This is a genomic window from Hydrogenibacillus sp. N12 (genome assembly GCF_019645935.1).
GTDB lineage: Bacteria > Bacillota > Bacilli > Thermicanales > DSM-22653 > Hydrogenibacillus > Hydrogenibacillus schlegelii.
This window is the reverse complement of sequence record NZ_CP080953.1, coordinates 67,148-91,406: the sequence shown is the minus strand read 5'-3', so window position 1 is coordinate 91,406 and position 24,259 is coordinate 67,148. Positions and strand designations below refer to the sequence as shown.

17 protein-coding genes, 2 tRNA genes and 3 rRNA genes are annotated in these 24,259 nt (G+C 65.8%); 3 read left to right on the top strand and 19 right to left on the bottom strand.

What is annotated here, in order from left to right; genetic code table 11:
- Positions 1–117: 117 nt before the first annotated feature.
- The 3 genes from K2M58_RS00455 to K2M58_RS00445 all read right to left on the bottom strand — a co-directional run bounded on the left by K2M58_RS00455 (position 118) and on the right by K2M58_RS00445 (position 1,947).
- Positions 118–786, bottom strand: coding sequence for an HAD family hydrolase (locus K2M58_RS00455; RefSeq protein WP_220677862.1), 669 nt, complete (start codon positions 784–786; stop codon positions 118–120).
- A gap of 175 nt (positions 787–961) precedes the next feature.
- On the bottom strand, positions 962–1,552 hold the full coding sequence (locus K2M58_RS00450; RefSeq protein WP_220677861.1) for a rhomboid family intramembrane serine protease: 591 nt from the start codon (positions 1,550–1,552) through the stop codon (positions 962–964).
- A complete protein-coding gene (locus K2M58_RS00445) occupies positions 1,549–1,947 on the bottom strand; it encodes a GNAT family N-acetyltransferase (protein ID WP_252393492.1) in 399 nt (132 codons plus the stop codon). Before K2M58_RS00445 ends, K2M58_RS00450 begins: the two co-directional genes overlap by 4 nt.
- 54 nt (positions 1,948–2,001) lie before the next feature.
- Here K2M58_RS00445 and istA point away from each other — a divergent pair, with 54 nt between their 5' ends.
- Both istA and istB read left to right on the top strand, forming a co-directional pair.
- Positions 2,002–3,279: an IS21 family transposase gene (gene istA, locus K2M58_RS00440; RefSeq protein WP_252393391.1), complete on the top strand. Its 1,278-nt coding sequence runs from the start codon at positions 2,002–2,004 to the stop codon at positions 3,277–3,279.
- A complete protein-coding gene (gene istB / locus K2M58_RS00435; protein ID WP_220676869.1) occupies positions 3,276–4,061 on the top strand; it encodes an IS21-like element helper ATPase IstB in 786 nt (261 codons plus the stop codon). Before istA ends, istB begins: the two co-directional genes overlap by 4 nt.
- A gap of 451 nt (positions 4,062–4,512) precedes the next feature.
- Here the strand turns inward: istB and K2M58_RS00430 are convergent.
- The 5 genes from K2M58_RS00430 to K2M58_RS00410 all read right to left on the bottom strand — a co-directional run bounded on the left by K2M58_RS00430 (position 4,513) and on the right by K2M58_RS00410 (position 9,342).
- Positions 4,513–7,428: ribosomal RNA gene (locus K2M58_RS00430) — 23S ribosomal RNA — on the bottom strand.
- A gap of 51 nt (positions 7,429–7,479) precedes the next feature.
- Positions 7,480–7,555 (bottom strand) — tRNA-Ala (locus tag K2M58_RS00425).
- Positions 7,556–7,559: 4 nt separating this feature from the next.
- Positions 7,560–7,635: transfer RNA gene (locus K2M58_RS00420), tRNA-Ile, on the bottom strand.
- Between the two features lie 8 nt (positions 7,636–7,643).
- Positions 7,644–7,760 (bottom strand): 5S ribosomal RNA (gene rrf / locus K2M58_RS00415).
- Positions 7,761–7,819: 59 nt separating this feature from the next.
- A 16S ribosomal RNA gene (locus tag K2M58_RS00410) occupies positions 7,820–9,342 on the bottom strand.
- Together the 16S, 23S and 5S rRNA genes with 2 tRNA genes alongside form the textbook arrangement of a ribosomal RNA operon.
- Before the next feature lie 563 nt (positions 9,343–9,905).
- On the opposite strand from K2M58_RS00410, the gene K2M58_RS00405 reads away from it, so the two are divergent.
- A complete protein-coding gene (locus tag K2M58_RS00405) occupies positions 9,906–11,411 on the top strand; it encodes a L,D-transpeptidase family protein (RefSeq protein ID WP_220677858.1) in 1,506 nt (501 codons plus the stop codon).
- Positions 11,412–11,485: 74 nt separating this feature from the next.
- On the opposite strand, the gene lysS is transcribed toward K2M58_RS00405, so the two are convergent.
- The 11 genes from lysS to spoIIE all read right to left on the bottom strand — a co-directional run bounded on the left by lysS (position 11,486) and on the right by spoIIE (position 24,182).
- Positions 11,486–12,988 (bottom strand): lysine--tRNA ligase, encoded by a 1,503-nt coding sequence (gene lysS, locus K2M58_RS00400; RefSeq protein ID WP_220678734.1) that lies wholly within the window; start codon positions 12,986–12,988, stop codon positions 11,486–11,488.
- A gap of 28 nt (positions 12,989–13,016) precedes the next feature.
- Complete coding sequence (gene greA, locus K2M58_RS00395; RefSeq protein WP_066201657.1) at positions 13,017–13,499, bottom strand: transcription elongation factor GreA; 483 nt, start codon at positions 13,497–13,499, stop codon at positions 13,017–13,019.
- 130 nt (positions 13,500–13,629) lie between these two features.
- Positions 13,630–14,637 carry a tRNA dihydrouridine synthase DusB gene (gene dusB / locus K2M58_RS00390; RefSeq protein ID WP_220677857.1) on the bottom strand — a complete coding sequence of 336 codons (1,008 nt, stop codon included), beginning with the start codon at positions 14,635–14,637 and terminating at the stop codon, positions 13,630–13,632.
- Positions 14,628–15,125, bottom strand: coding sequence for a 2-amino-4-hydroxy-6-hydroxymethyldihydropteridine diphosphokinase (folK, locus tag K2M58_RS00385; RefSeq protein ID WP_220677856.1), 498 nt, complete (start codon positions 15,123–15,125; stop codon positions 14,628–14,630). Before folK ends, dusB begins: the two co-directional genes overlap by 10 nt.
- Entirely contained in the window at positions 15,122–16,012 is an 891-nt protein-coding gene (gene folP, locus K2M58_RS00380; RefSeq protein WP_220678733.1) for a dihydropteroate synthase, read from the bottom strand. Before folP ends, folK begins: the two co-directional genes overlap by 4 nt.
- A complete protein-coding gene (locus tag K2M58_RS00375) occupies positions 16,012–16,926 on the bottom strand; it encodes an Hsp33 family molecular chaperone HslO (RefSeq protein WP_220677855.1) in 915 nt (304 codons plus the stop codon). The genes folP and K2M58_RS00375 overlap by 1 nt, the downstream gene beginning before the upstream one ends.
- A gap of 11 nt (positions 16,927–16,937) precedes the next feature.
- The gene (locus K2M58_RS00370) at positions 16,938–17,729 is read right to left on the bottom strand and encodes a type III pantothenate kinase (RefSeq protein ID WP_220677854.1); all 792 of its coding nucleotides are present in this window, start codon (positions 17,727–17,729) and stop codon (positions 16,938–16,940) included.
- Positions 17,730–17,774: 45 nt separating this feature from the next.
- Positions 17,775–19,688, bottom strand: coding sequence for an ATP-dependent zinc metalloprotease FtsH (gene ftsH / locus K2M58_RS00365; RefSeq protein WP_220677853.1), 1,914 nt, complete (start codon positions 19,686–19,688; stop codon positions 17,775–17,777).
- 64 nt (positions 19,689–19,752) lie between these two features.
- Positions 19,753–20,304, bottom strand: coding sequence for a hypoxanthine phosphoribosyltransferase (gene hpt, locus K2M58_RS00360; RefSeq protein ID WP_066201203.1), 552 nt, complete (start codon positions 20,302–20,304; stop codon positions 19,753–19,755).
- Entirely contained in the window at positions 20,292–21,728 is a 1,437-nt protein-coding gene (tilS, locus tag K2M58_RS00355) for a tRNA lysidine(34) synthetase TilS (protein WP_220677852.1), read from the bottom strand. Before tilS ends, hpt begins: the two co-directional genes overlap by 13 nt.
- 45 nt (positions 21,729–21,773) lie before the next feature.
- Positions 21,774–24,182 (bottom strand): stage II sporulation protein E, encoded by a 2,409-nt coding sequence (gene spoIIE, locus K2M58_RS00350; RefSeq protein WP_220677851.1) that lies wholly within the window; start codon positions 24,180–24,182, stop codon positions 21,774–21,776.
- Between the last annotated feature and the right edge of the window lie 77 nt (positions 24,183–24,259).

Below are 24,259 nucleotides of genomic sequence, written 5' to 3'. Positions count from 1 at the left end.
AACCTCACCCGAACCGGAGCTTGATTTTGACTATCTTTGACTAATGACATTATACGCCAACGGGCGCCCGTTGACAAGGGGGGGACCGTTCGTCGTCCTGACCTCCGTTAGTCTTTCCTACCCTTGCCCGGCCAAAACGGGAAGCGCCAGGAGTTCCGGCGGCGCTTCGATCGTGACGTCCGCCTCCCGAAGCTCGGCCGCATCGCCGTAGCCGTACAGACAGCCGACGGTGAGAAAACCGTTCTCCCGGCCGGCGTCGACGTCGCTCTTTCGGTCGCCGACCATGAGGCCGGAGGCCAGGCCGTACGTCGTCCGGAGTTTGGCCACGAGGGCGCTTTTCGTCGCCGTCCGGAACCGGCCGGCGCTGTAAAGGTCGACGAAGTGCCGGCGGAGGTCGAAGTGATCGATGACGGCCGCCACGTACTCCTCCCGACCGTTGGAAGCGATGAACAGGGGCAGTCCCCGCTCGGTCAGGGCCTGAAGGACCTCCGGCACGCCGGGATACAGCCGGCCCTTTCCTTGGCGGATGAGCGCAAGTTCGGCCTCGAACATCCACGCATCGGCCAGGGCGTAAAGGGCAAGCTCCCGGCCGGGAAGAAGCGCCGCCCACATCTCGGCATACGTTTTCCCGAGCTGCGCCCGAAGCACCGCCTCCGACGGCAGGTCGACGCCTATGCCGGCCTCCGACCGAAGGCGCCGGAAAGCCGCCGCAAACGCTTCCCGGGCCACCGACCACGCGTCAAAAAGCGTCCCGTCGAGATCGAACACGACGGCCGGTCGTCTCACGTCATCCGCCTCCCCGATGCGCCGCCCGACCGCTCGGCCAAAGCCGGCTTTCCCGTTCGCCCAAGCCGGTTTTTCCGTCCCGACCCGGCGGCCGGTTCCGCGCCCTTGACCGGTCGGGCGGCGTTCCTTCCGTTCCCGAGACGCTTCTTCCGGCACGGGGCATGCGTCCCCGCCGCTACCGCCCGCGCCGGTTCCAAAGCGCCGCATAGCCGAACCCGCCGAGAAAACCGCCGGCATGACCGGCGATCGAGATCCCCGGCACGAGGAGCGTCATCACCGCCCCGAGGACCGCCACCGCGACGAGGATCGAGCGGGCCTGAGCGTCGAGCCAGTACGGCTTTCGCCAGAGCAAAAAGATGTAGTACCCGAGCAGGGCGAAGTCGAGCCCGGAAGCGCCGACGGCCGCCTCCGATGTGGACAGAAGAAAAAACGCCGTTCCGGCGACGCCGGCGGCGAGGAGCCCCAAAAACGCCCCTTTCCCGAGGTAGCGTTCGAGCGGCGGCGCAAAGACGTAAATCCAGAACAGGTTAAACAAAATATGCATCCACCCCTGATGGACGAACGTCGCGGTGAAGATCCGCCACCACTCTCCGGCCGCGACCGCCGACGGGATGAAGGCATAGCGCTCGTACAAAAGAAAGGGACGAAACTGAGAGCCGTCGACGACGGTCCAGAGAAACATCGCGATGGCGACGGCAAGGAACGCCGACGTCACCGGATAATAGCGAAGGTATTGCCTCAAGGATTCGTGGCGTAGAAAAATCATCGCGTTCGCTCCTTCTCTGCGTACGCCTTCCACTCCCGGGCGAGAAGGCCGTAGACGGCGTGATCGACAAACCGATCGCCGAGCCACTCCGCCTCCCGGATGATCCCCTCGAGCGTAAACCCGAGGCGCTCCGCCACGCGGCGGCTCCTCGTGTTCTCCGTCGCCGCCCGGATCTCGAGGCGGTTTAAGCCGAGATGAAAGAAAGCGTGATCGACCATCGTCCGGGCCGCCCGGGTCATGATGCCCCGCCCCTGGACGGTCGGGTCCAGCCAGTAGCCGAGGCTCGTCTTTTTATTTTCCCAATCGATCCGGTGGTAGCCGATCACGCCGACGAGCGTTCCGCGATACGGATGTAAAATCCCCAATAGCAGCGGATAAAGATTCCCCAAAATCACCGGCATGATTTCCTCAAAATCATCGGGATGAATTCCCCACCCCTGTGTCGAACTATGGCACCTGCCATCACTTTTGGGGAGGTGCCGGTGATGAGGGAGAGTGAGAAGATGGAGATCAGGAAGCTGTATGAGGAGGGCGTCAGCATCTCGGAACTGGCCAGAAGATACGGCCATGACCGCAAAACCATCCGCAAGGCTGTGAGTGAGCCGAGGCAGCAGGAGGAGGGGAGGGTGAAGTCGCGCAGCCGTAGGGTGAAAGGCCACAAGCTGGAGCCGTACAAGGCCTATGTGGAGCAGCGCATGCGTATCGGCGTCCTCAATGCGGAGCGAATCTTTCGCGAGATCCGGGAGCAGGGATATACCGGCGGAATTACCGTACTGCGCGAGTTCATGCACCCTCTCCGCCCGGTTGTCTCTGCCAAGGCAACCGTGCGGTTTGAGACGGCTCCGGGGGAACAAGCGCAAATCGACCTGGGCGCATTCCCCTACCTGGATCCGCAGGGCCATCGGCGCAAGGTATGGTGCTTTGCCATGGTCCTCGCCTACTCCCGCATGCTCTACCTGGAGTTTATCAGAGCGGCGGACCAACGGCATATCCTCCAGGCGCTCCGGAACGCGCTGGAGTTCTTCGGCGGGGTTCCAAAGGTCATGCTCAGCGACAACTGCTCCCCGCTGGTCGTGGCCAACGACGGTCATGGACACGTCGACTGGCAGCCGGCGTACATGGACTTCGCCAAGTACTACGGATTCGTGCCCAAGGCCTGTAAGCCCTACCGAAGTCGCACCAAAGGGAAGATTGAACGGCCCATCGGGTATATCCGGTCCAGCTTCTGGCCGGTTTCGTTCGTGGACCATGACGACCTGAACCGGCAAGGTGCCATCTGGCGGGATACGGTGGCTAATGTGCGCATCCACGGCACGACGCGGGAGCAGCCGGTGGTGCGGTTTCAGGCCGAGACGCTTAAGCCCCTGCCTAAGAGCCGGTACACGCTGGCGTACGCCGATATGCGCAAGGTCATGAGCGATTGTCGCATCTCCTGGAACACGAACATGTACACCGTTCCATGGCGGTATGTGGGGCACACCGTGCTGGTCCGGGAGTTTGAGTCAGGCCGCCTGCAGATCGAGTACGGCGGGCAGGTCATTGCCGAACACCGCGTGCTCACAGGCAGGCACCAGGTCTCAACCGACCCTGAGCACTTCAAGGGCATCCCGGCTGGGACGCCTCATCCGGATCGAGGCAAGGTGCCAGGGTTGCAAATCGGGCCGGACGTGGAGCAGCGGGAGCTGTCCGTCTATGAGCAGATCGCGATGGGAGGTCAGGGGCAATGAGTGAGGCGTTGGTTTTGGCCAAGGCCGAGGAGCAGCTGCTGGAGCTGGGATTGAAGCGCGCCGCGGCGGTGCTGCCGGCGTGCGTGGAGTGGGCAGCGGGGCACCAGGCGACCTATGCGGAGTTCCTGCACAGACTGCTGGATGCTGAGCAGGAGGAGCGATACAGCCGTTACATGCACGCCAGACTCCGCATGGCCAACTTCCCGTATCACAAGACCCTTGCAGATTTCGATTTCTCGTTCCAGCCGTCCGTCGATGAGCGACAAATACGCGAACTGGCCGGCTTGACGTTCATCCGGGAGGGCAGCAACGTCATCTTCCTGGGACCGCCGGGGGTGGGCAAGACCCACCTTGCGGTGGCCCTGGGGATGGAGGCGATTCGACAGCGCATGAGCGTCTACTTCGTGACCATGCAGAAGCTGGTCGCTGACTTGCGACGGGCGTACCAAGAGGGACGGCTGGACAAGCGCCTGCGCATCTACACCCAGCCGAAGCTGCTGATCTGCGACGAAGTCGGCTACTTGCCGCTTGACGCCTTGGACGCCGCGAACTTCTTCCGGCTCGTGTCGGAGCGCTACGAGCATGGCTCCCTGATCATCACGTCCAACACCAGCTTCACCAACTGGGGGACACTCTTCGGTGACCAGGTGCTGGCCTCTGCCTTGCTCGACCGGCTCCTGCACCACGCCACCACCATCAACATCCGCGGCAACAGCTACCGGATGAAGGACAAGCTGCGCGCCGGGGTGACCCATGCGCTGAAGGAGGAGGTGACCGCGTAGATCGAACATACGTCTGGGGAATGATGCGCGATGATTTTGGGGAACTGAATCCGCTGTTTGTGGGGAATCGAACGCGATTTTTTTGGGGAGTTTTAATCCGCTAAAGATGCCGGCCTGAAAGCCTTCGTTCCGGCGGAGTTGCGCCATCGACTGATCGACGAAGGCATACGTGTCGGGGAGCGTGTGGCGCCGCACCCACGGGAGCCAGACGGAAAGCCGGTCCCGATGCCGGTCGGTGAGGGCATAGAGCGCCGGGACCTCCCGGTAGGAAAGGGGCCTTAAGGCCACCTCCTCATCGGCGATGAGCTCGAACACCGAGGCCCCCCCATCCCTCTATTTTCATTTGCCATTATACCAGGAACCGGAAGTGGCGGTAAAAACAAAAAAACCGCCTTTTGGCGGTTCGTTTTTTGCTGCGGCAAAACCCGATTCCCTCAAAACCGGATCGTGGGGAGGCAAAGCCTCGACCGATTCGGATCCGTCAGCTTCACGCGTTACCGCGCTTCCACCTCGGACCGATCGACCTCGTCGTCTACGAGGGGTCTTACCCGGTCAAGCCGGTGGGAAATCTCATCTTGGGGTGGGCTTCGCGCTTAGATGCTTTCAGCGCTTATCCCGTCCGCACTTGGCTACCCAGCGGTGCGCCTGGCGGCACAACTGGTACACCAGCGGTGCGTCCGTCCCGGTCCTCTCGTACTAGGGACGACTCCCCTCAAATTTCCTCCGCCCGCGACAGATAGGGACCGAACTGTCTCACGACGTTCTGAACCCAGCTCACGTACCGCTTTAATGGGCGAACAGCCCAACCCTTGGGACCGGCTCCAGCCCCAGGATGCGATGAGCCGACATCGAGGTGCCAAACCTCCCCGTCGATGTGGACTCTTGGGGGAGATCAGCCTGTTATCCCCGGGGTAGCTTTTATCCGTTGAGCGATGGCCCTTCCACTCGGCACCACCGGATCACTAAGCCCGACTTTCGTCCCTGCTCGACCCGTCGGTCTCGCAGTCAAGCCCCCTTCTCGCCTTTGCACGCTCCGCGCGATTTCCATCCGCGCTGAGGGGACCTTTGGGCGCCTCCGTTACCCTTTAGGAGGCGACCGCCCCAGTCAAACTGCCCACCTGACACGGTCCCCCGACCGGCTCACGGCCGCGGGTGAGTCGTCCGCCGCCTCCAGGGTGGTATCCCACCGCCGCCTCCACGCCCCCTGACGAGGGCGCTTCCCAGGCTCCCACCTATCCTGTACAGAAGGCGGCAAACAACAATATCAGGCTGCAGTAAAGCTCCACGGGGTCTTACCGTCTAGTCGCGGGTACCCTGCATCTTCACAGGGACTACGATTTCACCGAGCCTCCTGCCGAGACAGCGCCCAGGTCGTTACGCCTTTCGTGCGGGTCGGAACTTACCCGACAAGGAATTTCGCTACCTTAGGACCGTTATAGTTACGGCCGCCGTTTACTGGGGCTTCGGTTCAGAGCTTCGCCTAACGGCTCACCCTTCCCCTTAACCTTCCAGCACCGGGCAGGCGTCAGCCCCTATACGTCGCCTTACGGCTTCGCAGAGACCTGTGTTTTTGCTAAACAGTCGCCTGGGCCACTTCTCTGCGGCCTGCCCTCAGGACAGGCGCCCCTTCTCCCGAAGTTACGGGGCCATTTTGCCGAGTTCCTTAGCAGGAGTTCGCTCGCGCGCCTGAGGATCCTCTCCTCGCCCACCTGTGTCGGTTTCCGGTACGGGCACTCCCAGGCCTCGCTAGAGGCTTTTCTCGGCAGTGCGATCCGGAAGGCCTTCGGTACTCGTCTTCCCTCCCCGTCACGGCTCAGGCTTAAGGCGCGCGGATTTGCCTGCACGCCACCCTCGCCGCTTGGACGCGCTCCTCCATCCAGCGCGCGCCTTCGGACCCCCTGCGTCCCCCCGTCGCTCAATCGGCCGGGAGCGGTACGGGATTCTCCACCCGTTTCCCATCAGCTACGCCTCGCGGCCTCGCCTTAGGTCCCGACTTACCCTGAGCGGACGAGCCTTCCTCAGGAACCCTTGGGCTTTCGGCGGGTCGGATTCTCACCGACCTTCTCGCTACTCACGCCGGCATTCTCGCTTCCCTGCGCTCCACGCGCCCTCCCGGTCGCGCTTCCCAGCCCAGGGAACGCTCCCCTACCGCACGCTCCGTGCCCGGCGCTTCGGTGTCGCGCTTAGCCCCGTTACATTTTCCGCGCAGCGCCACTCGACCAGTGAGCTATTACGCACTCTTTGAATGATGGCTGCTTCTAAGCCAACATCCTGGTTGTCTTCGCAGCGCCACATCGTTTCCCACTAAGCGCAAACTCCGGGACCTTAGCGGCCGGTCTGGGCTCTTTCCCTCTCGACGACGAAGCTTATCCCCCGCCGTCTGACTCCCAAGGACCACGCCCGGGCATTCGCAGTTTGACAGGGCTTGGTAGCCCTCGCGGGCCCCGCACCCAATCAGTGCTCTACCTCCCAGGCGCTCCCCTTGAGGCTCGCCCTCAAGCGATTTCGGGGAGAACCAGCTATCTCCGGGTTCGGTTGGCTTTTCACCCCTACCCACACCTCATCCCCTGGTTTTGCAACACCAGTGGGTTCGGGCCTCCAGTCGGATTTCGCCGACCTTCACCCTGGACATGGGTAGATCACCCGGTTTCGGGTCGACGCCTGCATACTCACGCCCTCTTCAGACTCGCTTTCGCTCCGGCTCCAGCCCTGAAGGCCTTAACCTCGCATGCAAGCGTCACTCGCCGGCTCATTCTGCAAAAGGCACGCCGTCACCCTTCGACGGGCTCCGACTGCTTGTAGGCACACGGTTTCAGGTCCTCTTTCACTCCCCTCCCGGGGTGCTTTTCACCGTTCCCTCACGGTACTCCTCCACTATCGGTCGCCAGGGAGTATTTAGCCTTGGGAGGTGGTCCTCCCCGCTTCCCGCGGAATTCCTCGTGCCCCGCGGTACTCAGGAGCCGGGCCAGGAGGAAAGAGCGTTTCGGCTACAGGGCTCTCACCTTCTCCGGCCGACCGTTCCAGGTCCGTTCGCCTACGCCCTCTCTTTGTCACTCCCATGCGGCCCGGTCCTACAACCCCGGACTTCCGTCCGGTTTGGGCTCCTCCCCGTTCGCTCGCCGCTACTCGGGGAATCGCGGTTGCTTTCTTCTCCTCGGGGTACTGAGATGTTTCAGTTCCCCCGGTTGCCCTCCCGCGCCTATGCATTCAGCGCAGGATGCCAGGGCTCCACCCTGGCGGGTTCCCCCATTCGGGCACCCCCGGATCTACGCCCGCTTGCGGCTCCCCGGGGCATTTCGCCGCTTGCCGCGCCCTTCGTCGGCTCCTGGCGCCGAGGCATCCACCGTGCGCCCTTCCACCTTTGCCTCGCCCACGATCCAGTTTTCAAGGAACCTGGCCTTCCGGCCCTCGTCTTCCCTGGTGGAGCTAAGCGGGATCGAACCGCTGACCTCCTGCGTGCAAAGCAGGCGCTCTCCCAGCTGAGCTATAGCCCCACAGTGGTGGGCCTAAATGGATTTGAACCATTGACCTCACGCTTATCAGGCGTGCGCTCTAACCCCTGAGCTATAGGCCCACACCGGTGCCCGGCAGCGTCCTATTCTCCCAAGGGGTCGCCCCCTCAGTACCTTCGGCGCTGGAGTGCTTAACTTCCGAGTTCGGAATGGGATCGGGTGTGGCCACTCCGCCATCGCCACCGGACACCCGGGAATGCTCCCGCATTCCCTCAAAACTAAACAGCACCCAGCCCCAGCTCCTAGAAAGGAGGTGATCCATCCGCACCTTCCGGTACGGATACCTTGTTACGACTTCACCCCAGTCGCCAGGTTCGCCTTCAGCGCTGCCCGCGCCTTCGGGCGCCCCCGACTCCCATGGTGTGACGGGCGGTGTGTACAAGGCCCGGGAACGGATTCACCGCGGCATGCTGATCCGCGATTACTAGCGATTCCGCCTTCATGCAGGCGAGTTGCAGCCTGCAATCCGAACTGAGACCGGCTTTCAGGGATCCGCTCCGCCTCGCGGCTTCGCTTCCCGCTGTACCGGCCATTGTAGCACGTGTGTAGCCCAGGGCATAAGGGGCATGATGATTTGACGTCATCCCCACCTTCCTCCGCCTCGTCGGCGGCAGTCCCCTTAGAGTGCCCGGCTCCACCCGCTGGCAACTAAGGGCAGGGGTTGCGCTCGTTGCGGGACTTAACCCAACATCTCACGACACGAGCTGACGACAACCATGCACCACCTGTCTCCGCCGTCCCTCGCGGGAAAGGCCCATCTCTGAACCCGTCAGCGGGATGTCAAGCCCTGGTAAGGTTCTTCGCGTTGCTTCGAATTAAACCACATGCTCCACCGCTTGTGCGGGCCCCCGTCAATTCCTTTGAGTTTCAGCCTTGCGGCCGTACTCCCCAGGCGGGGTGCTTAATGTGTGAACTCCGGCACGGATGGGTCGCCCCACCCACACCTAGCACCCATCGTTTACAGCGTGGACTACCAGGGTATCTAATCCTGTTCGCTCCCCACGCTTTCGCGCCTCAGCGTCAGTTACAGGCCAGTGCGCTGCCTTCGCCATCGGTGTTCCTCCCGATCTCTACGCATTTCACCGCTACACCGGGAATTCCGCGCACCTCTCCTGCACTCAAGCCCGCCAGTTTCCGCTGCACCCCCACGGTTGAGCCGTGGCCTTTCACAGCAGACTTAACAGGCCGCCTACGCGCCCTTTACGCCCAGTCATTCCGGACAACGCTCGCCCCCTACGTATTACCGCGGCTGCTGGCACGTAGTTAGCCGGGGCTTCCTCGTCGGGTACCGTCAATGCCGCTCACGCAGCCCTTCTTCCCCGACAACAGGGGTTTACAACCCGAAGGCCTTCCTCCCCCACGCGGCGTCGCTCCGTCAGGCTTCCGCCCATTGCGGAAGATTCCCTACTGCTGCCTCCCGTAGGAGTCTGGGCCGTGTCTCAGTCCCAGTGTGGCCGGTCACCCTCTCAGGCCGGCTACGCATCATCGCCTTGGTAGGCCGTTACCCCACCAACAAGCTAATGCGCCGCAGGCCCCTCCTAAAGCGGGTCTCCCCTTTCCTTGCCCCAGCATGCGCCAGGACAATCTATCCGGTATTAGCACCGGTTTCCCGGTGTTATCCCGGTCTTTAGGGCAGGTTGCCTACGTGTTACTCACCCGTCCGCCGCTAAGCTCTCAGAGGGTTAACCCCCCCTCAAGCTCCGCCCGACTTGCATGTATTAGGCGCGCCGCCAGCGTTCGTCCTGAGCCAGGATCAAACTCTCCGTAAATCCCCAGCTCCATCGCCAGGACCTTCCATACCCCCCAGTCCCAACAGACGACCAAGGCCGCCGGCTCCACCCCGGCTCCTTAAGCCGCCCGCCGGTCCCGGAAAGGCCTTCCTCACAGGGCGGGTGCTGTTTAGTTTTCAAGGAACGCGGTGTCGCTCGGATTGGCTGCCTTGCGACGGCAAACGATAATATATCACGCCCAGACCGCTTCGTCAAGGGGCACCGTCTATGTATTTTTTTCATATTTCACTTGGCGTCTCGGCGAAATGGGCGAAGGCCACGCTAAACGGGCGAAGGCCTCCGCCGAACGGCCTAGCGCCGTCGGCGTTCGATCAGGACGGCGAGCCGGACGATCCCGGCCGAAGGGCCGGAATTCCGGGCGGCGGATGCGCCGTACGGATCGTTCAATCTAGGCCAAATAGATCATTTTTGAATATAAGGTATCTTTTTCTTGAATTATTACTTATAATGTCGACGACGACGTTCATCACCATCCGGCGTCCGGCGACCGGATGCTTCCCCGGCGCCAGCGGCGTCGGACCAGACTCCGAAGGGGGATCGTGATGGCGGCACCGAATTTTGGCCGCGCCGGAAAAGATCGATGGGGAACGTTCCTTTTTGTCTCGGCCTTTGTATTGGCCGCCCTCCTCTTCGCCTTGGCGATCGACGGCCTGAAGCAGTCGCTCTTTTCCCGCCCGACGGCCGGTCACGAATGGTCGACGGAGAATCGTCCGACCGAAACGCCGTCGACGGCGGTCAAAAACGGTCGGACCGCCGACGTCGACGAAGACGACGCAAGAAAGGAGGCTTTGCCCCAATCCGAGGCCGCCCGGCTCAATCCGAGCGAAGGGAACGCCGGTCCGGAACCGGCCGCACGACCGGCCGCTTCGGCCGGCCTGGGCGAAGGCGCATCGCGCGCCCCGGTCAAAGAAAACGGGGCGAACTCGGCGCCAAGCGGCGGCCCGTCGGCTTCCGGCGCCGGCCGGCCGTCCCAAAGCGGCACGCCGAGCGAAGTGCATCGAGCCTCGGCCTCCGGGGAATCGACCGCGCCCCGCCGAACGGAAGACGCCGCGAAAGGCCGAGCCGCCGATGCGGCCGCCGGAAAGGGAGCGGCCTATCCGGCGTGGCTTTCCGGCGATCGCTTCCGCCTCTCCCACCGGGTGCAACCGGGGGAGACGTGGTTTTCCCTCACCCGGACCTATTACGGATCCGACCGGTTTGGCCGTTATCTGATGGAGCGGAACGGCCGGGCGGACGGCCCCGCCCTTCGCGCCGGCGAGACGGTGCAGATCCCGAACCCGGCGATGTTCTGGCACACGGTCGCCGCCGGTGAGACCCTCGCGGCGATCTCGAAGCGCTACTTTGGGACCGTAGCGTATGCGCCGGACATCGCCCGGGCCAACGGCCTGGCGAACCCCGGCGCCCTTTCTGCCGGAGCGACGCTTCTCCTCCGGCCGCCGAAACTCCTCGTCCACGTCGTCCGGCCGGGAGAGACGTATTCCGGCTTGAGCCGGCGATACTTCGGCAGCGAGCGGTACGCCGGAGCGCTTCAGGCGGCCCAGAGGGCGGGTGACGAAGCGCTCCGGGCCGGCGATGTGCTCATGGTGCCGCTCGAAGGGGAGCTCCTTACGGCGTTCGATCGGACGAGCCGGCCGGACGTCTTCCTCGGGGAGATCGGCGTTCCGCTCCCCCTCCGCCTCGTCGTCAAGCGCGAGGAGAAAGTGCTCTTCGTCTACGAAGGGGACCGGCTCGTCAAAACGTTTCCCATCGCCGTCGGCCGCCTCGGCGATGAGACGCCGGCGGGGGCGTACCGGATCGTCACCAAGCTGGAAAACCCGTATTACCGGGCGAAAAACATCCCCGGCGGCGATCCGCGCAATCCCCTCGGCAGCCACTGGCTCGGCCTCAACGTCCCCGGAACGGACGGGTCGATTTACGGCCTGCACGGAACGAACGACCCGAGTTCGATCGGCAAAAACGCTTCAAGCGGCTGCATCCGGCTGTACAACGACGACATCCGCTGGCTCTACGAGCGGGTGCCGATCGGGACGGAAGTGACGGTCGAATGATCGACGGCCGGCGAAGCGAATGAGCGTTCCGCGAACGACGCCTTTCACGGTGCGAACAAAACCGCGCCCAAGGCTCAATCGGCCTTGGGCGCGTGGCGCATATGCGGGAACAAGAGGACGTCGCGGATCGACGGCTGATCGGCAAGGAGCATCACCAGCCGGTCGACGCCGATGCCGAGACCGCCGGTCGGCGGCATGCCGACTTCGAGCGCCTCGAGAAAGTCTTCGTCCATCCGATGGGCTTCTTCGTTGCCGAGCTCCCGCTCCTTGAGCTGGGCCAAAAAACGCTCCCGCTGATCCATGGGGTCGTTGAGCTCGGAAAAGGCGTTGGCGTGCTCGCGGCCGGCGATGTAGAGCTCGAACCGGTCGGCAAACCGCGGATCGGCGGCGTTTTTTTTCGCCAGCGGCGAGATCTCCACCGGATGGCCGTAGACGAAGGTCGGCTGGATGAGGGAGGCCTCCACCTTCTGTTCAAAAAATTCGTTGATGATGTGGCCGACCGTCATGTGCGGCGCGACCTCGACGCCATGGGCCCGGGCGAGGGCCCGGGCTTCGTCGACGCTCATCGGCCGGAAGAAGTCGACGCCGGTCGCCTCCCGGATGAGGTCGACCATGTGCGCCCGGCGATAGGGCGGCGTGAGGTCGATCGGCTGGCCTTGATAGACGATGCGGGTTGAGCCGACGGCCTCCTCGGCGACGCGGGCGATGAGCGATTCGGTGAGCGCCATGATGTCCGTAAAGTCGGCGTACGCCTGGTAAAGTTCCAACATCGTGAATTCCGGGTTGTGCTTGGTCGAGACGCCCTCGTTCCGGTAGACGCGGCCGATCTCGTAAACCTTTTCGATGCCGCCGACGATGAGCCGCTTTAAGTGGAGCTCGATGGCGATGCGAAGGTACATCTCCATGTCGAGGGCGTTGTGGTAGGTGACGAAGGGCCGGGCGGCGGCACCGCCGGGAATCGGCTGCAAGGTCGGCGTTTCGACCTCGACAAACCCCTCGGCGTCGAGGATCGACCGGAGCGACCGGACGATCTTGCTCCTTAAGAGAAACGTCTTTAAGACGTCGGGATTCATGATGAGGTCGAGATACCGCTTTCGGTAGCGGAGCTCGACGTCCTTGAGGCCGTGGAATTTCTCCGGAAGCGGCCGGAGCGACTTCGCCAGAAGGACAAACTGCCGGACGAGGACGGTGAGCTCGCCGGTCTTCGTCCGGAACACCGTCCCCTCAACGCCGAAGATGTCGCCGATGTCGGCGAGTTTGTAGACCTCGTAGGCGGTTTCGCCGAGGACGTCTTGCCGGAGGTAGATCTGAAACCGGCCGGTCATATCCTGCAGGTGGGCGAAGCCCGCCTTCCCCTGCCGGCGCTTCTGCATCATCCGCCCGGCCATCCGCACGGCGATCGGCCGGGCCTCGAGCGCCTCGGCGCTCATCCCGCCGAATTGTTCGTGAAACCGGGCCGCGGTGTGCGTCCGTTCGAAGCGGCCGCCGTATGGCTCGACGCCGAGGGCCCGGAGCGCCTCAAGTTTTTCACGGCGGACGCGTTCCTGATCGCTCAACGCCGCCGTCCGACCGGCCATCGATTCGTCCACCCGTGTCACCTCGTCGTCATTCGCCTTTTTGGATGTCGATGATCTGATACCGGATGACGCCGGCCGGCGCGTTCACCTCGACGATGGCGCCGCGCTTTTTGCCGAGGAGGGCCATGCCGACCGGCGATTCGTTCGAGATTTTGTTGCCCTCGGGATCGGATTCGACCGAACCGACAATCGTAAACGTCATTTCTTCGTCGAATTCGAGGTCTTTCACCACGACGGTCGAGCCGACGGTGACGACGTCGGTGCCGACCTCCTCGTCGTTGATCACCTTGGCGTTCCGGAGCATTTTCTCGATCGTCGCGATCCGCCCTTCGATGAACGCCTGCTCGTTTTTGGCGTCCTCATACTCCGAGTTTTCGCTGAGGTCGCCGTAGCCGATGGCGATCTTGATCCGCTCGGCGACTTCCTTCCGCTTGACCGTCTTTAAGTATTCCAGTTCTTCCTCCAGCTTTTTCAGGCCGGAGCGGGTGAGAATGACCTCTTTGTCGCTCATGCCCATCCCCCTCACCGATCGACGGCGCGCCGGGACGAAAAAAAGAAGCGCACGGAGCGGTCGGCCCGCGGCGCGCCGGGCATTCCTTTGTCCGGAATTATCGGTATTATATTGGAGGCCTCCGAGGATGTCAACGGAGGCTCGCCGCCACCGCTTCGGCCGGCGCCGCGTCCCGGATCCGCTCCAGGATCGCCCGGAGCGCCGCCGCCGACTCGGCGCGGTTCACCTCGGCCCGAAGGGCCGCGCCGCCCCGGATCCCCCGCAGATACCAGGCAGCGTGTTTGCGCATCTCCCGCACCGCGACCGCTTCCCCCCTGAGCTCGACAAGCGCCCGGAAGTGCTCGAGGGCCATCGCCGCCTTTTCTCCCGGCGTCGGCTCCGGGATCAGCTCGCCGGTCTCGAGATAGCGGACGGTCCGGTAGATGAGCCACGGATTGCCGAGGGCCGCCCGGCCGATCATCACCGCGTCGACGCCGGTCGTCCGGAGCATTTCGGCGGCCTTTTCCGGCGTGTCGACATCGCCGTTTCCGATGACCGGAATGCCGTACGGCCTAAGCACGTCTTTGACTTCGGCGATCGCCTCCCAGTCGGCCCGCCCTTCGTACATCTGGGCCCGGGTGCGGCCGTGGACGGCGACCGCCTTTCCGCCGCCTTCGGCGATGGCGAGGGCGACCTCCCGGTAGGTGAGGTGATCGGCATCCCAGCCGAGGCGGATTTTCGCCGTCACCGGGCGCCGGACGGCGGACGTGACGGTCCGGTAAAGGTCGTAGACCCGATCCGGCGAAAGGAGCCACTTGGCGCCGGCGTCGAGGCGGTTGATCTTCGGCGCCGGGCAGCCAAGGTTGATGTCGATGAAGTCGGCGTCGGTCTCCGCCTCGACGATCCGGGCCGCCTCAGCGAGCGTGCGGGCGTCGCCGCCGAAGAGCTGGATCGCCACCGGATGTTCTTCCGGGTCGAGGGTGAGCATCGCCCGCGTCTGGGCGTTCCCGTGAATTAGCCCCACGTCACTCACCATCTCCGTGTAAATAAGACCGGCGCCGAACCGTTTCACGATGCGGCGGAAGGCGAGATTCGTCACGCCGGCCATCGGCGCGAGGACGACGCGATTCGGGATGGTGACGTCGCCGATCATCCACATGAGGTTTCCCCTCCCTGCACGCGGCGGATCCGCTGCGTCCGGACGCCGAAAAGCGCCTCCCGAAGCGGCCGGCCCGTCTTCGGGTGGACCAGGTCCGGCGCCAGCTCGACGAGCGGCACGAGGGCGAACGCCCGTTCTAAAAGCCGCGGATGCGGCACCGTAAGCGACGCCGTCTCGATGACGGCGTCGCCCCAGAGTAGAAGATCGAGATCGATCGTCCGGGGACCGTTCGGCCGCGTCCGCACACGGCCGAGCCCGGCCTCGATGCGAAGGAGCCGCTCGAGCATCGCCGGCGGCGCCTCCGCCGCCGGCACGGCGACGACCTGGTTCCAAAACGGCGGCTGATCGACGTCGTAAAGCGGCGCCGTCTCGTAGATCGACGAACAGCGGATGCGGCCGTACGCCGCCCGGAGCGCCGCCCGGGCCCGATCGAGGGCCGCTTTCCGGTCGCCGACGTTGGCGCCGAGGCCGATGTACGCCCACCTCATCGACCGATCCCCAAATCCGGCGCTCCGACGCCGGGATTCGGCCCTTCCCCGGCGCCGGTTGCCGCCGCATCGGCCGCTTCGATCGCCGCGACCATCTTGAGCGCCTGGACGGTTTCACAGACGTCATGCGCCCGGACGATCGCGACGCCCCGAAGAACGCCGTAGACGGCGACGGCGAGCGAGCCGGCGAGCCGCCGGTCGACCGGCAGGTCGAGGGTAAGCCCGATGACGGACTTCCGGGAGGCGCCGAGGAGGACGGGGTAGCCGAGGTCGACGATCGTCGGAAGGCGCTTGAGGACGGCGAGGTTTTGCGCATACGTCTTCCCGAAACCGATCCCCGGGTCGAGGATGACCTGTTCGTCCCGCCCACCGGCCTGAAGGAGCCGCTCGACGCCCAAAAGCAGGTCGGCGCGGATCTCCCCCAGGAGATCGGAATACTCCGGCTCCCGGCGGTTGTGCATGATGACGACCGGCACCTTCGCCTCCGCGGCGAGGCGGGCCATCGCCGGATCCTGAAGGCCCCAGATGTCGTTGAGGATGTCCGCCCCGGCGGCGAGGGCCGCTTCGGCGACGACGGGCTTGGACGTGTCGATCGAGATCGGGACGTCGAGCGCTGCCCGGAGCGCCCGAAGGACCGGAAGCACCCGCCGGAGCTCTTCCTCCGCCGGCACCGGGGTATGCCCCGGTCGGGTCGACTCGCCGCCGACGTCGATGATCGCGGCGCCGCAGGCGACCATCGCCCGAGCGTGCTCGAGCGCCTGCTCGACGGTCGTGTACCGGCCGCCGTCGGAAAACGAGTCGGGCGTCACGTTTAAAATCCCCATCACGATCGGGCGGTCGAGCAAAAGGCGCCGACCGCCGGGGAGCGAAAGCGCCTTCGAGCGCATCACGTTCCATCCCTTCCTTCCTCGGCGCCCGACCGAACCGCTTCAGCCAGGCGGCGGAGCGCCGCCGGCGGAAAGGTGTAACGCCGCCGGCAAAAGCCGCAGCGCACCTCGAGGGGCCGGCCGCGGGCGGCTTCCTCCTCCAGGGCCTTCGGGCCGAGGAGGCGAAGCGTCCGGGCAGCCTTCTCTTCCGAGCAGGTGCAGTAAAACCGCACCGGCTCGACCGTCTCCCAGCGCCCCGGCTCGCCGACGAGCGCCTGGGCGGCCGCCTCAGGAAACGGCGTCCGCTGAAGAAGCGTCGTCACCGGCGGCGCCTTCCGAAGCCGCGCTTCGAGGACCTCCAGGACCTCCCCTTCCGTCCCGGGGAGCGGATGCAGCCAGAAGCCGCCGGCCGCCTCGACGGTGTGGTCGCCGGCGACGAGCACGCCGAGGCCGACCGCCGACGGGATCTGCTCTGACGTCAGGAGATAGAAAGCGAAGTCTTCCCCGATCTCGCCGCTCACAAGCGGCGCCGTCCCCCGGTACGGCGGTCCGCCGGCGAGCTCCCGGGCGACGACGAGCGTCCCCCGGCGGCCGACGGCGCCGCCGACGTCGAGCTTGCCGTCAGACCGGGGCGGGAGGTCGACCTCCGGCCGCTCGACGAGTCCCCGGGCGCCGAGGGCGCCGTCCGGCAGGCGAAAGGCATCGGCGACGACCCGTCCGAGGGGGCCGTCGCCGGCGATGAGGAGGTGGATCGCGTCGGCCGTTTTCGTCCCGGCGGCGTAGAGCACCGCCGCCGCCATCGCCCGGCCGAGGGCGGCCGACGCCGTCGGCCGGGTCTCGACGTGCCGCGCTGCCTCCCGCACCGTCTCCGTCAGGCGGAGAAAGAAGAGGCGCACCCGGCCGTCCAGGGCAAGTCCGCGGTAGAGGGCATCCATCGTCCGTCCCCTTACGCCGAACCTTCCGGCGGCGACGACGCCGCATTGAGGTCGTAAATGCGTTTGAGTCCTTTGAGGGTCAGCTGCGGATCGTAGACGTCGATCCGCTTCGTCGAACGGGCAAACGGCTCCGCCAGCCCGCCGGTGGCGACGACGGTCGGCGGCACCGAAAAGCGCCGCTTCAGCCGTTCGATCATCCCTTCGACGAGGGAGAGGTAGCCGTAGAAGAGCCCCGACTGAAGCGCCTCGACGGTGTTTTTTCCGACGACGTCCGGCGGCGGCACCAGCTCGACCTTCGGCAGCTTAGCGGCGTTCTGGACGAGGGCCTCCATCGCCACCATCACCCCCGGCGCGATGACGCCGCCGCGGTACGTGCCGGTTTCGTCGATAAAACAAAAGGTCGTCGCCGTGCCGAAGTCGACGACGATGAGCGGAGGACCGTAGTGGTGCACCGCCGCGACGGCGTTCGTCACCCGGTCGGCGCCGAGCTCCCTAGGGTTGTCGATCTGGATTTTCAGCCCCGTCCGGATGCCCGGGCCGACGATGAGGGGAGCGACGCCGAAGGCGCGGACGATGAACCGCTCGATCTCCGGCATGACCGGCGGCACGACGCTCGAGACGATGACGCCGGTGACGTCCTCCGAGCGAAGCCCCGCTTCGGCAAAAAGCTGGCGAAAGAGGAGGCCCCATTCGTCGGCCGTCCGGCGCCGGTCCGTCTGAAGGCGCCACTGGTGTCGAAGGGCTTCGCCGTCGAAGACGCCGGCGACGACGTTCGTGTTGCCGATGTCGAGGGCAAGGAGCATCCGCGTTCCACCTCCGGCAAGCTTGGGCGCATCCGCCACCCGGCGTCACGCCGGCGACGGCGCCTCGGCGACGCGGATGCGGACTTCCGTCGGCGAGATCGGCTCGGCGACGATCCGGTCGCCTTCCGTCCGGCCCTTTTCGATGAGGTCCCGAATCTCCTGGCTGGTGAGCGTCTCGACCCGAAGGAGCGCCTGGGCGATCGTCTCGAGCTTCTCCCGCTTGTCCGTAAGAAGCTGCCGGCAGCGCTCGTACTGCTCCCGGATGATCCGCTGGATTTCGAGGTCGATCTCGTAGGCGATGGCGTCGGAGTAGTTCTGCTCGTGGCCGAGGTCCCGGCCGAGGAAGACTTCTCCCTGCCGGCGGCCGAACTGCATCGGCCCGAGCTTTTCGCTCATGCCGTACTCCATGACCATTCGGCGGGCGATGTCCGTCGCCTGCTTAAAGTCGCTGTAGGCGCCGGTGGACACGTCGCCGAAGACGATCTCCTCCGCCACCCGTCCGGCGAGGAGAATGAGGATCCGATCGAGGAGGTAGCTTTTCGTCGGCAGGTTTGTGTCGTCCTTCGGCAGCGTCACGGCGTAGCCGCCGGCCTGGCCGCGGGGGATGATCGTCACCTTGTGCACTTCGTCGCCGTTCGTCGCGTAATACCCGGCGATGACGTGCCCCGATTCGTGGTAGGCGACGATCTGCTTTTCCCGCTCGCTGATCACCCGGCTCGTCTTCGCCGGGCCGGCGATCACCCGGTCGATCGCCTCGTCGATCTCGGCGAGGCCGATCGCCTTTTTGTTCCGCCGGGCGGCGAGAAGCGCCGCCTCGTTCAGCAGGTTTTCCAGGTCGGCGCCGGTAAAGCCGGGCGTCCGGCGGGCGATCACCTTCAGGTCGACCTCCGGTTCGAGGGGCTTGTTCCGGGCGTGCACCTTGAGGATCTCCTCCCGGCCCTTCACGTCCGGCCGGTCGACGGTGATCTGCCGGTCGAACCGGCCGGGGCGAAGGAGCGCCGGGTCGAGGATGTCCGGCCGGTTCGTCGCCGCCATGACAATGATCCCTTCATTGGGCTGAAACCCGTCCATCTCGACGAGAAGCTGGTTCAAGGTCTGTTCCCGCTCGTCGTGGCCGCCGCCGAGGCCGGCGCCCCGCATGCGGCCGACGGCGTCGATCTCGTCGATGAAGACGATGCAGGGGGCGTTTTTCTTCGCCGTCTCAAACAGGTCCCGCACGCGGGAGGCACCGACGCCGACGAACATCTCAACGAAGTCGGAGCCGCTGATGCTGAAAAAGGGCACGCCCGCTTCGCCGGCGACGGCCCGGGCGAGAAGGGTCTTCCCCGTTCCCGGGGGCCCGACGAGGAGCACGCCTTTCGGAATCCGGGCGCCCAGCGCGGCGTACTTCCGGGGGTCCTTCAAAAAATCGACGATTTCGACCAGCTCCGCTTTCTCCTCGTCGGCGCCGGCGACGTCCTTAAACGTCACCTTGCGCTTGTCGTCGGTGAACTGGCGGATGCGGGCCTTGCCGAAATTCATCACCCGATTGCCGCCGCCCTGGGCCTGGTTGATGAGGAAGAAGAAAAGGATAAAGATGAGCACGAACGGGACGACCGAGATGAGAAAATTCACCCACGACGTATCCCGGACCCGTTCCTGGACGACGGTGAGCTTCGACTGGTCGATCTTCTCGTCGATCAGCCGCATGAGCTCACCGGTGAGGGGCGCCCGGGTGATGAAGTGCTCCTGCCCGGCCGGCGCCGCCTTGAGCGTCGCCTCGATGACGACGGTCTGCCCCGTCGGTCCCTCTTCCCGGAGGCTGAGCGACTTGATCTGATCCGCGAGGAGCATCTCGCGGAAATAGCTGTACGGCTTCTCGTTCGGCGCCCGTCCCTGGGTGGCCAGCATGTTGATGAGCCCCACCAGGACGACGACGACGAGCATATAAAAAAGGATATTGCGGACGAACTTGGGCATGCCCGACCTCCTCCCATCCCCGGGGCACTTCTTCTATTTTACCACAGCCAACATCGGCCGCCAATCAGGCGCGCCCCGCGTACACCCGGGATTTGAGAATGCCGATGAACGGCAGGTTGCGGTATTTTTCCGCGTAGTCGAGGCCGTACCCGACGACGAATTCATCGGGAGCGACGAAGCCGACGATGTCGGGCCGGATGTCCACCCGCCGGTTGTGCGGTTTGTCCAGCAAGGTGACGATCCGAAGCGACCGCGGGTTCCGCCGGAGGAGGAGGTCGGCGAGATAGCGGAGCGTAAGCCCCGTGTCGATGATGTCCTCGACGATGATCACGTCCCGGCCTTCGATCTCAAAGTCGAGGTCCTTGATGATCTTCACCACGCCGGACGTCTTCGTCGCCTGGCCGTAGCTGGAGACGACCATGTAGTCGAGCTCGAGGGGAAGGTCCATGCGCCGGACGAGGTCGGCCATAAACGGCGCCGCCCCTTTGAGGACGCCGACGACGAGCGGCGCCTTTCCGGCATACGCTTCCGTCAGTTCCGCTCCGATCTCCCGCACCCGGCGCTGGATGTCTTCTTCCGGATAAAGGACGCTCTGGATGTCGTCTAAAAGGGACATGGCCAAACCCCCGCATCGATGGCTTCGGTACGCGCCTCAATCGCTGCCTCGCCCGGCCGGGGGAGAAGGGCTTCGGCCTGAACCCACCCCGGGACCCAGAGGACGTCCCGGCCGGCGGCCCACACCGGGACGATCCGGCGGAGCGGCCGAGGCACGCCGAGCTCGGCGAGAACGTCCTTGAGCTTCGGGCCCCGGCCGTCCGGCCGATAGAGCCGGTCTCCCGGCCGGCGCCGGCGGTAGACGAGCGGGGTCCCGGCGGCGAGACGGAAGACGGCCGTCGCGCCGAATCGCGCCGCGGCGGTCGGCGCAGGGACGGCCGGCGGCGCCGCGCCGGGGCCGACGGCCGGCCGGAGGAAAAAACTCACCCGTTCGCGGGCTTCGGGCCAGAAGATCGCCGCCGGCGGCCGGACGGTCCAATGCGGCCCGGGATCTTTCGGTAAAAAATAAAGATCCGCCCCGTCCAGGACGGCGCGAAACGGCCCCTTCAGCTCCACCGCCGCCGGAGCGCCGCGGCCGATCGCCTGGAGGACGCCGTCCAGCCCCTCGAGGCCGAGAGCCGCGTCCGGCCGGTCCCGGAGCTTAAGAAGGCACTTCCATATTAGATGAATCGCCCGCCGTTGTAAAGGCGGCGGCGCGCTGGCGAGGGCGGACACCGGCACGATCACGGCGCCGTAACGCCACCGCACCGACCGGAGGACGGGGCGGACGGCGGCGTCCCAGTGGGCCGCCTCTTCGGCGGCAAGGCGGCTTAAGCGGTCGAGGTGCCGTCCGACCGCCGGCGACAGCTCCCGGAGCGCCGGATAGAGCTCGTGCCGGATCCGATTGCGGAAAAAGCGCAGGTCTTCGTTCGACCGATCGTGGCGAAAAGAAAGCCCCCGCGCCCGGGCGTAGGCGGCAAGGGCCGCCCGCTCGACGAAAAGAAACGGCCGGACGAGGCGGACGCCGGCCGCAAGGGGCCGCTCCGCCGGCATGCCGGCGAGCCCCATCGGGCTCGTCCCCCGAAGGAGTTTGATGATGAGCGTCTCCCGCTGATCGTCCGCCGTATGGGCCACGGCGACCGCCTGGGCCCGGATGCGCCGGGCGACGGCGGCGAGGGCCCGGTAGCGGCGGGCCCGGAGCACCGCCTCGACGTTGGCCGCCGGGGCGTCTCCCGTGAGGCGGACGAGATAAAACGGCAATCCCCGGGCCCGCGCCTCGGCGGCAACGAACGCCGCGTCGGCGTCCGCCTCGGTGCCCCGAAGGCCGTGGTGCACGTGGGCGACGGCGAGGCGGAGCGAAAGCGCCGAGCGAAGGTCATCGAGCCAGGCGAGCAGCGCCATCGAATCGAGCCCCCCGGAGACGGCGGCGACGACCGTCTCCCCCGGCCGGAAAAGGTCCGCCGCCGGCCGAAACGGCGGCGCCTCCGGCCGCATCTTTCCGTCCATCGCAACCCTCCCCGGTCCGGGCGGCGGTGCCGGGCGGCGCCGGCATCAGGCGATGCGGGCGCCTTCGGCCGGCCGGGCGTTCGCCCAGGCTCCGCCTTCTTCTTCGAGCGTCATCACCGCCACCGTGATGTCATCCGAGAGGGAAAACTCCGTCTCGTGCACGATCGCATCGAGCAGAAGGTCGGCAAAGGCCTGCGGCTCGTCGGCGTCGATCTCCCGGATGAGGCGCCGGATCCACCGCTCCCGCTGCTCCGGGTGGCGCTTCGCTTCATAGGCGCCGTCGGTGAACATGACGACGACATCGCCCGGCCGAAGGGAAACTTCCACGGCGTCGAACTCCGCCTCCGGAAAGACGCCGGCCGGCGGGTTTTGCGCTTCGACGCGGATCACCGCATCGCCGCGGCGGATGTAGCTCGGCGCCGCGCCGACTTTGATGAATTTCGCCCGGCCGCTCATCCGGTCGACGAAGGCGAGGTCGACGGTGGCGAACCGTTCGTCAAGCCCCCGGAGCGAAAGGAGCGCGTTGACCGACCGGACCGCGACCGCCCCGTCGAAGCCGGCGGCGAGGATCGCCCGGAGCATCTCCACCGCCGCCCGCGACTCCCGCCGGGCGTGCTCGCCGCTTCCCATGCCGTCGCTCAAGACGAGGGCGAACGCCTGCCGACCGAGGTCGAGGCCGACGGCGGAATCGCCGGAGATGAGCCCGCCGCCCTTCGCCGCCTGGGCGTAGCCGAAGTGGACCCGGTAACGGGCCCCGGACACCAGCCGGATGAGGTGGCCTCCGGGCACCGGCTCCACCCGCTCGACGACGATCCGCTCCCCGAGGAGCGACTGAAAGAGCGCCTCCAGCTCCCGCACGGCCTGAAACCCGTCCGCCGCGACGACGAGCTCCACCGCGACCTCTCCCGGCACGAGGCTTTGGGCATCCATCGACTGCACCCAGAGGCCGGCCTGCTCGACCGCCCGGAGGAGATTGGCCTCTCGATGGCGGCTTAAGGGGCCGTCGCGGCGGATCTCCGCGGCCATCTCCTCCATCACCCGGGCGAGGCCGAGGAGCTGATCCCGGAGGAGACGCCGAGCCGCCCGGATCCGGGCTGCCGCCTGAAGCGCCTCCTTCTCCCGGGAGTATTCCCGCTCCATCGCCCGCTCCAGCTTGTCCGGCTTGATACACCGATCGGCCCAAGTCCGACCGAGCCGCCACGCCGGCGCCTTATCCCCGTCCAGCCGCTCGAGGAAGGCACGAAGGCCGCTCGCCGTCTCTTCGCCGTATTTGCCCCAGCAGACGTCCTTTTTCCAGCACTTCCCGCAGATCGCCTCCGCCACCCGCCGCACCGCAGCTTCTCGGGGATCGGCCGTCGACTCCTCCCCCGCCGGGTCGAACGGCTGCGCGAGGGTGGCGAACATTTCGGCAAAACCGCCGAAACGGGTCTCCAGCGCCCGGCGCACGTTCGCCCATCGGGCCTCCTGATCCCGAAGGTATGCCCGCGTCCCCGGAACCATCCGCCGGAGCGCCTCGAGCGACCCTTCCGGGACGGCAAGGAAGAGACCAGCTCCGAGGAGCGCCTCGAGCAAAACGAAGCCGAGCTCCTTCGTCCCCGGCGCGTAGACGGCGATGAGGGCGAGGCCCAGAAGCCCGCCGAAGGCGGCGGCGAAGCGGCCGGCGGGCCGGAAGAGGCCGGCGATCAGCCCGGCCAGGCCGAGGGCGCTCATCTCGACCAGTTCCCGGCTTTCGGCGAGGCCGAGGAGAAAGCCGCTCAGCACCCCCGCCGTCGCCCCGAACGCCCCGCCGCCGACGGTCGCCAGCGTGAACACGACGGCGCGGCTCAGGACGGCGTGGACGTCGAGCCCGAAGAGCGAGATCCCCATCGTGCCGGAAAGGAGCGTCGCGATGACGATGAAGAGCGCGATCAGCTCCTCCTGCCGAAGGCCGGACCACAGGCGGCGGTTGAAAAGCAGCGGAAACGACTGCACGAAAATGATGAAAAGGACGAAGGCCAAAAGCGCCTCCGCCGCGCTCATCGCCCAGGCGTACGGCGAAAGCGGGAAAAAGAGTTTCCGCCAGACGATCGCCGCCCCGCCCTGGGCCACCGCGACGACGAGCGGGGTGTACGCCGCCGGCAGGCCCACCCGGCGGCTGAATCGATACAGAAGGCCGTGCAGCCCGGCCGCCACCGCCGCCGCCGGAACGTGCGGCACCGGCGACAGGGCCGCCCCCAGCATCCAACCGGCGAAGGCCACGTGGGCCCACTCCGGCCAGAGGATGAGGGACGCCGCCCAGAAGGCGAGCCCGAACGGAGAAAGTTCCCCCAAGACGAGCGCCCGGCCCAAGAGGACGGCAAAGAGGAAGACGGCGAGCGGCCGGCTCGGCGCGACCCGTCGCCGAAACGCATCGAGCGTCCACAGCACCCGACCGAGCGGCCGCCCGGCCGCCGGGCCCCAGTCAAGCGTCTTCACGGGCTCCACCCCTTCCGCGCATCGAAGACTCGTCCCCTCGAGGACTTGTCCCCTAGTATATCCGGAAGGAGAAGAGC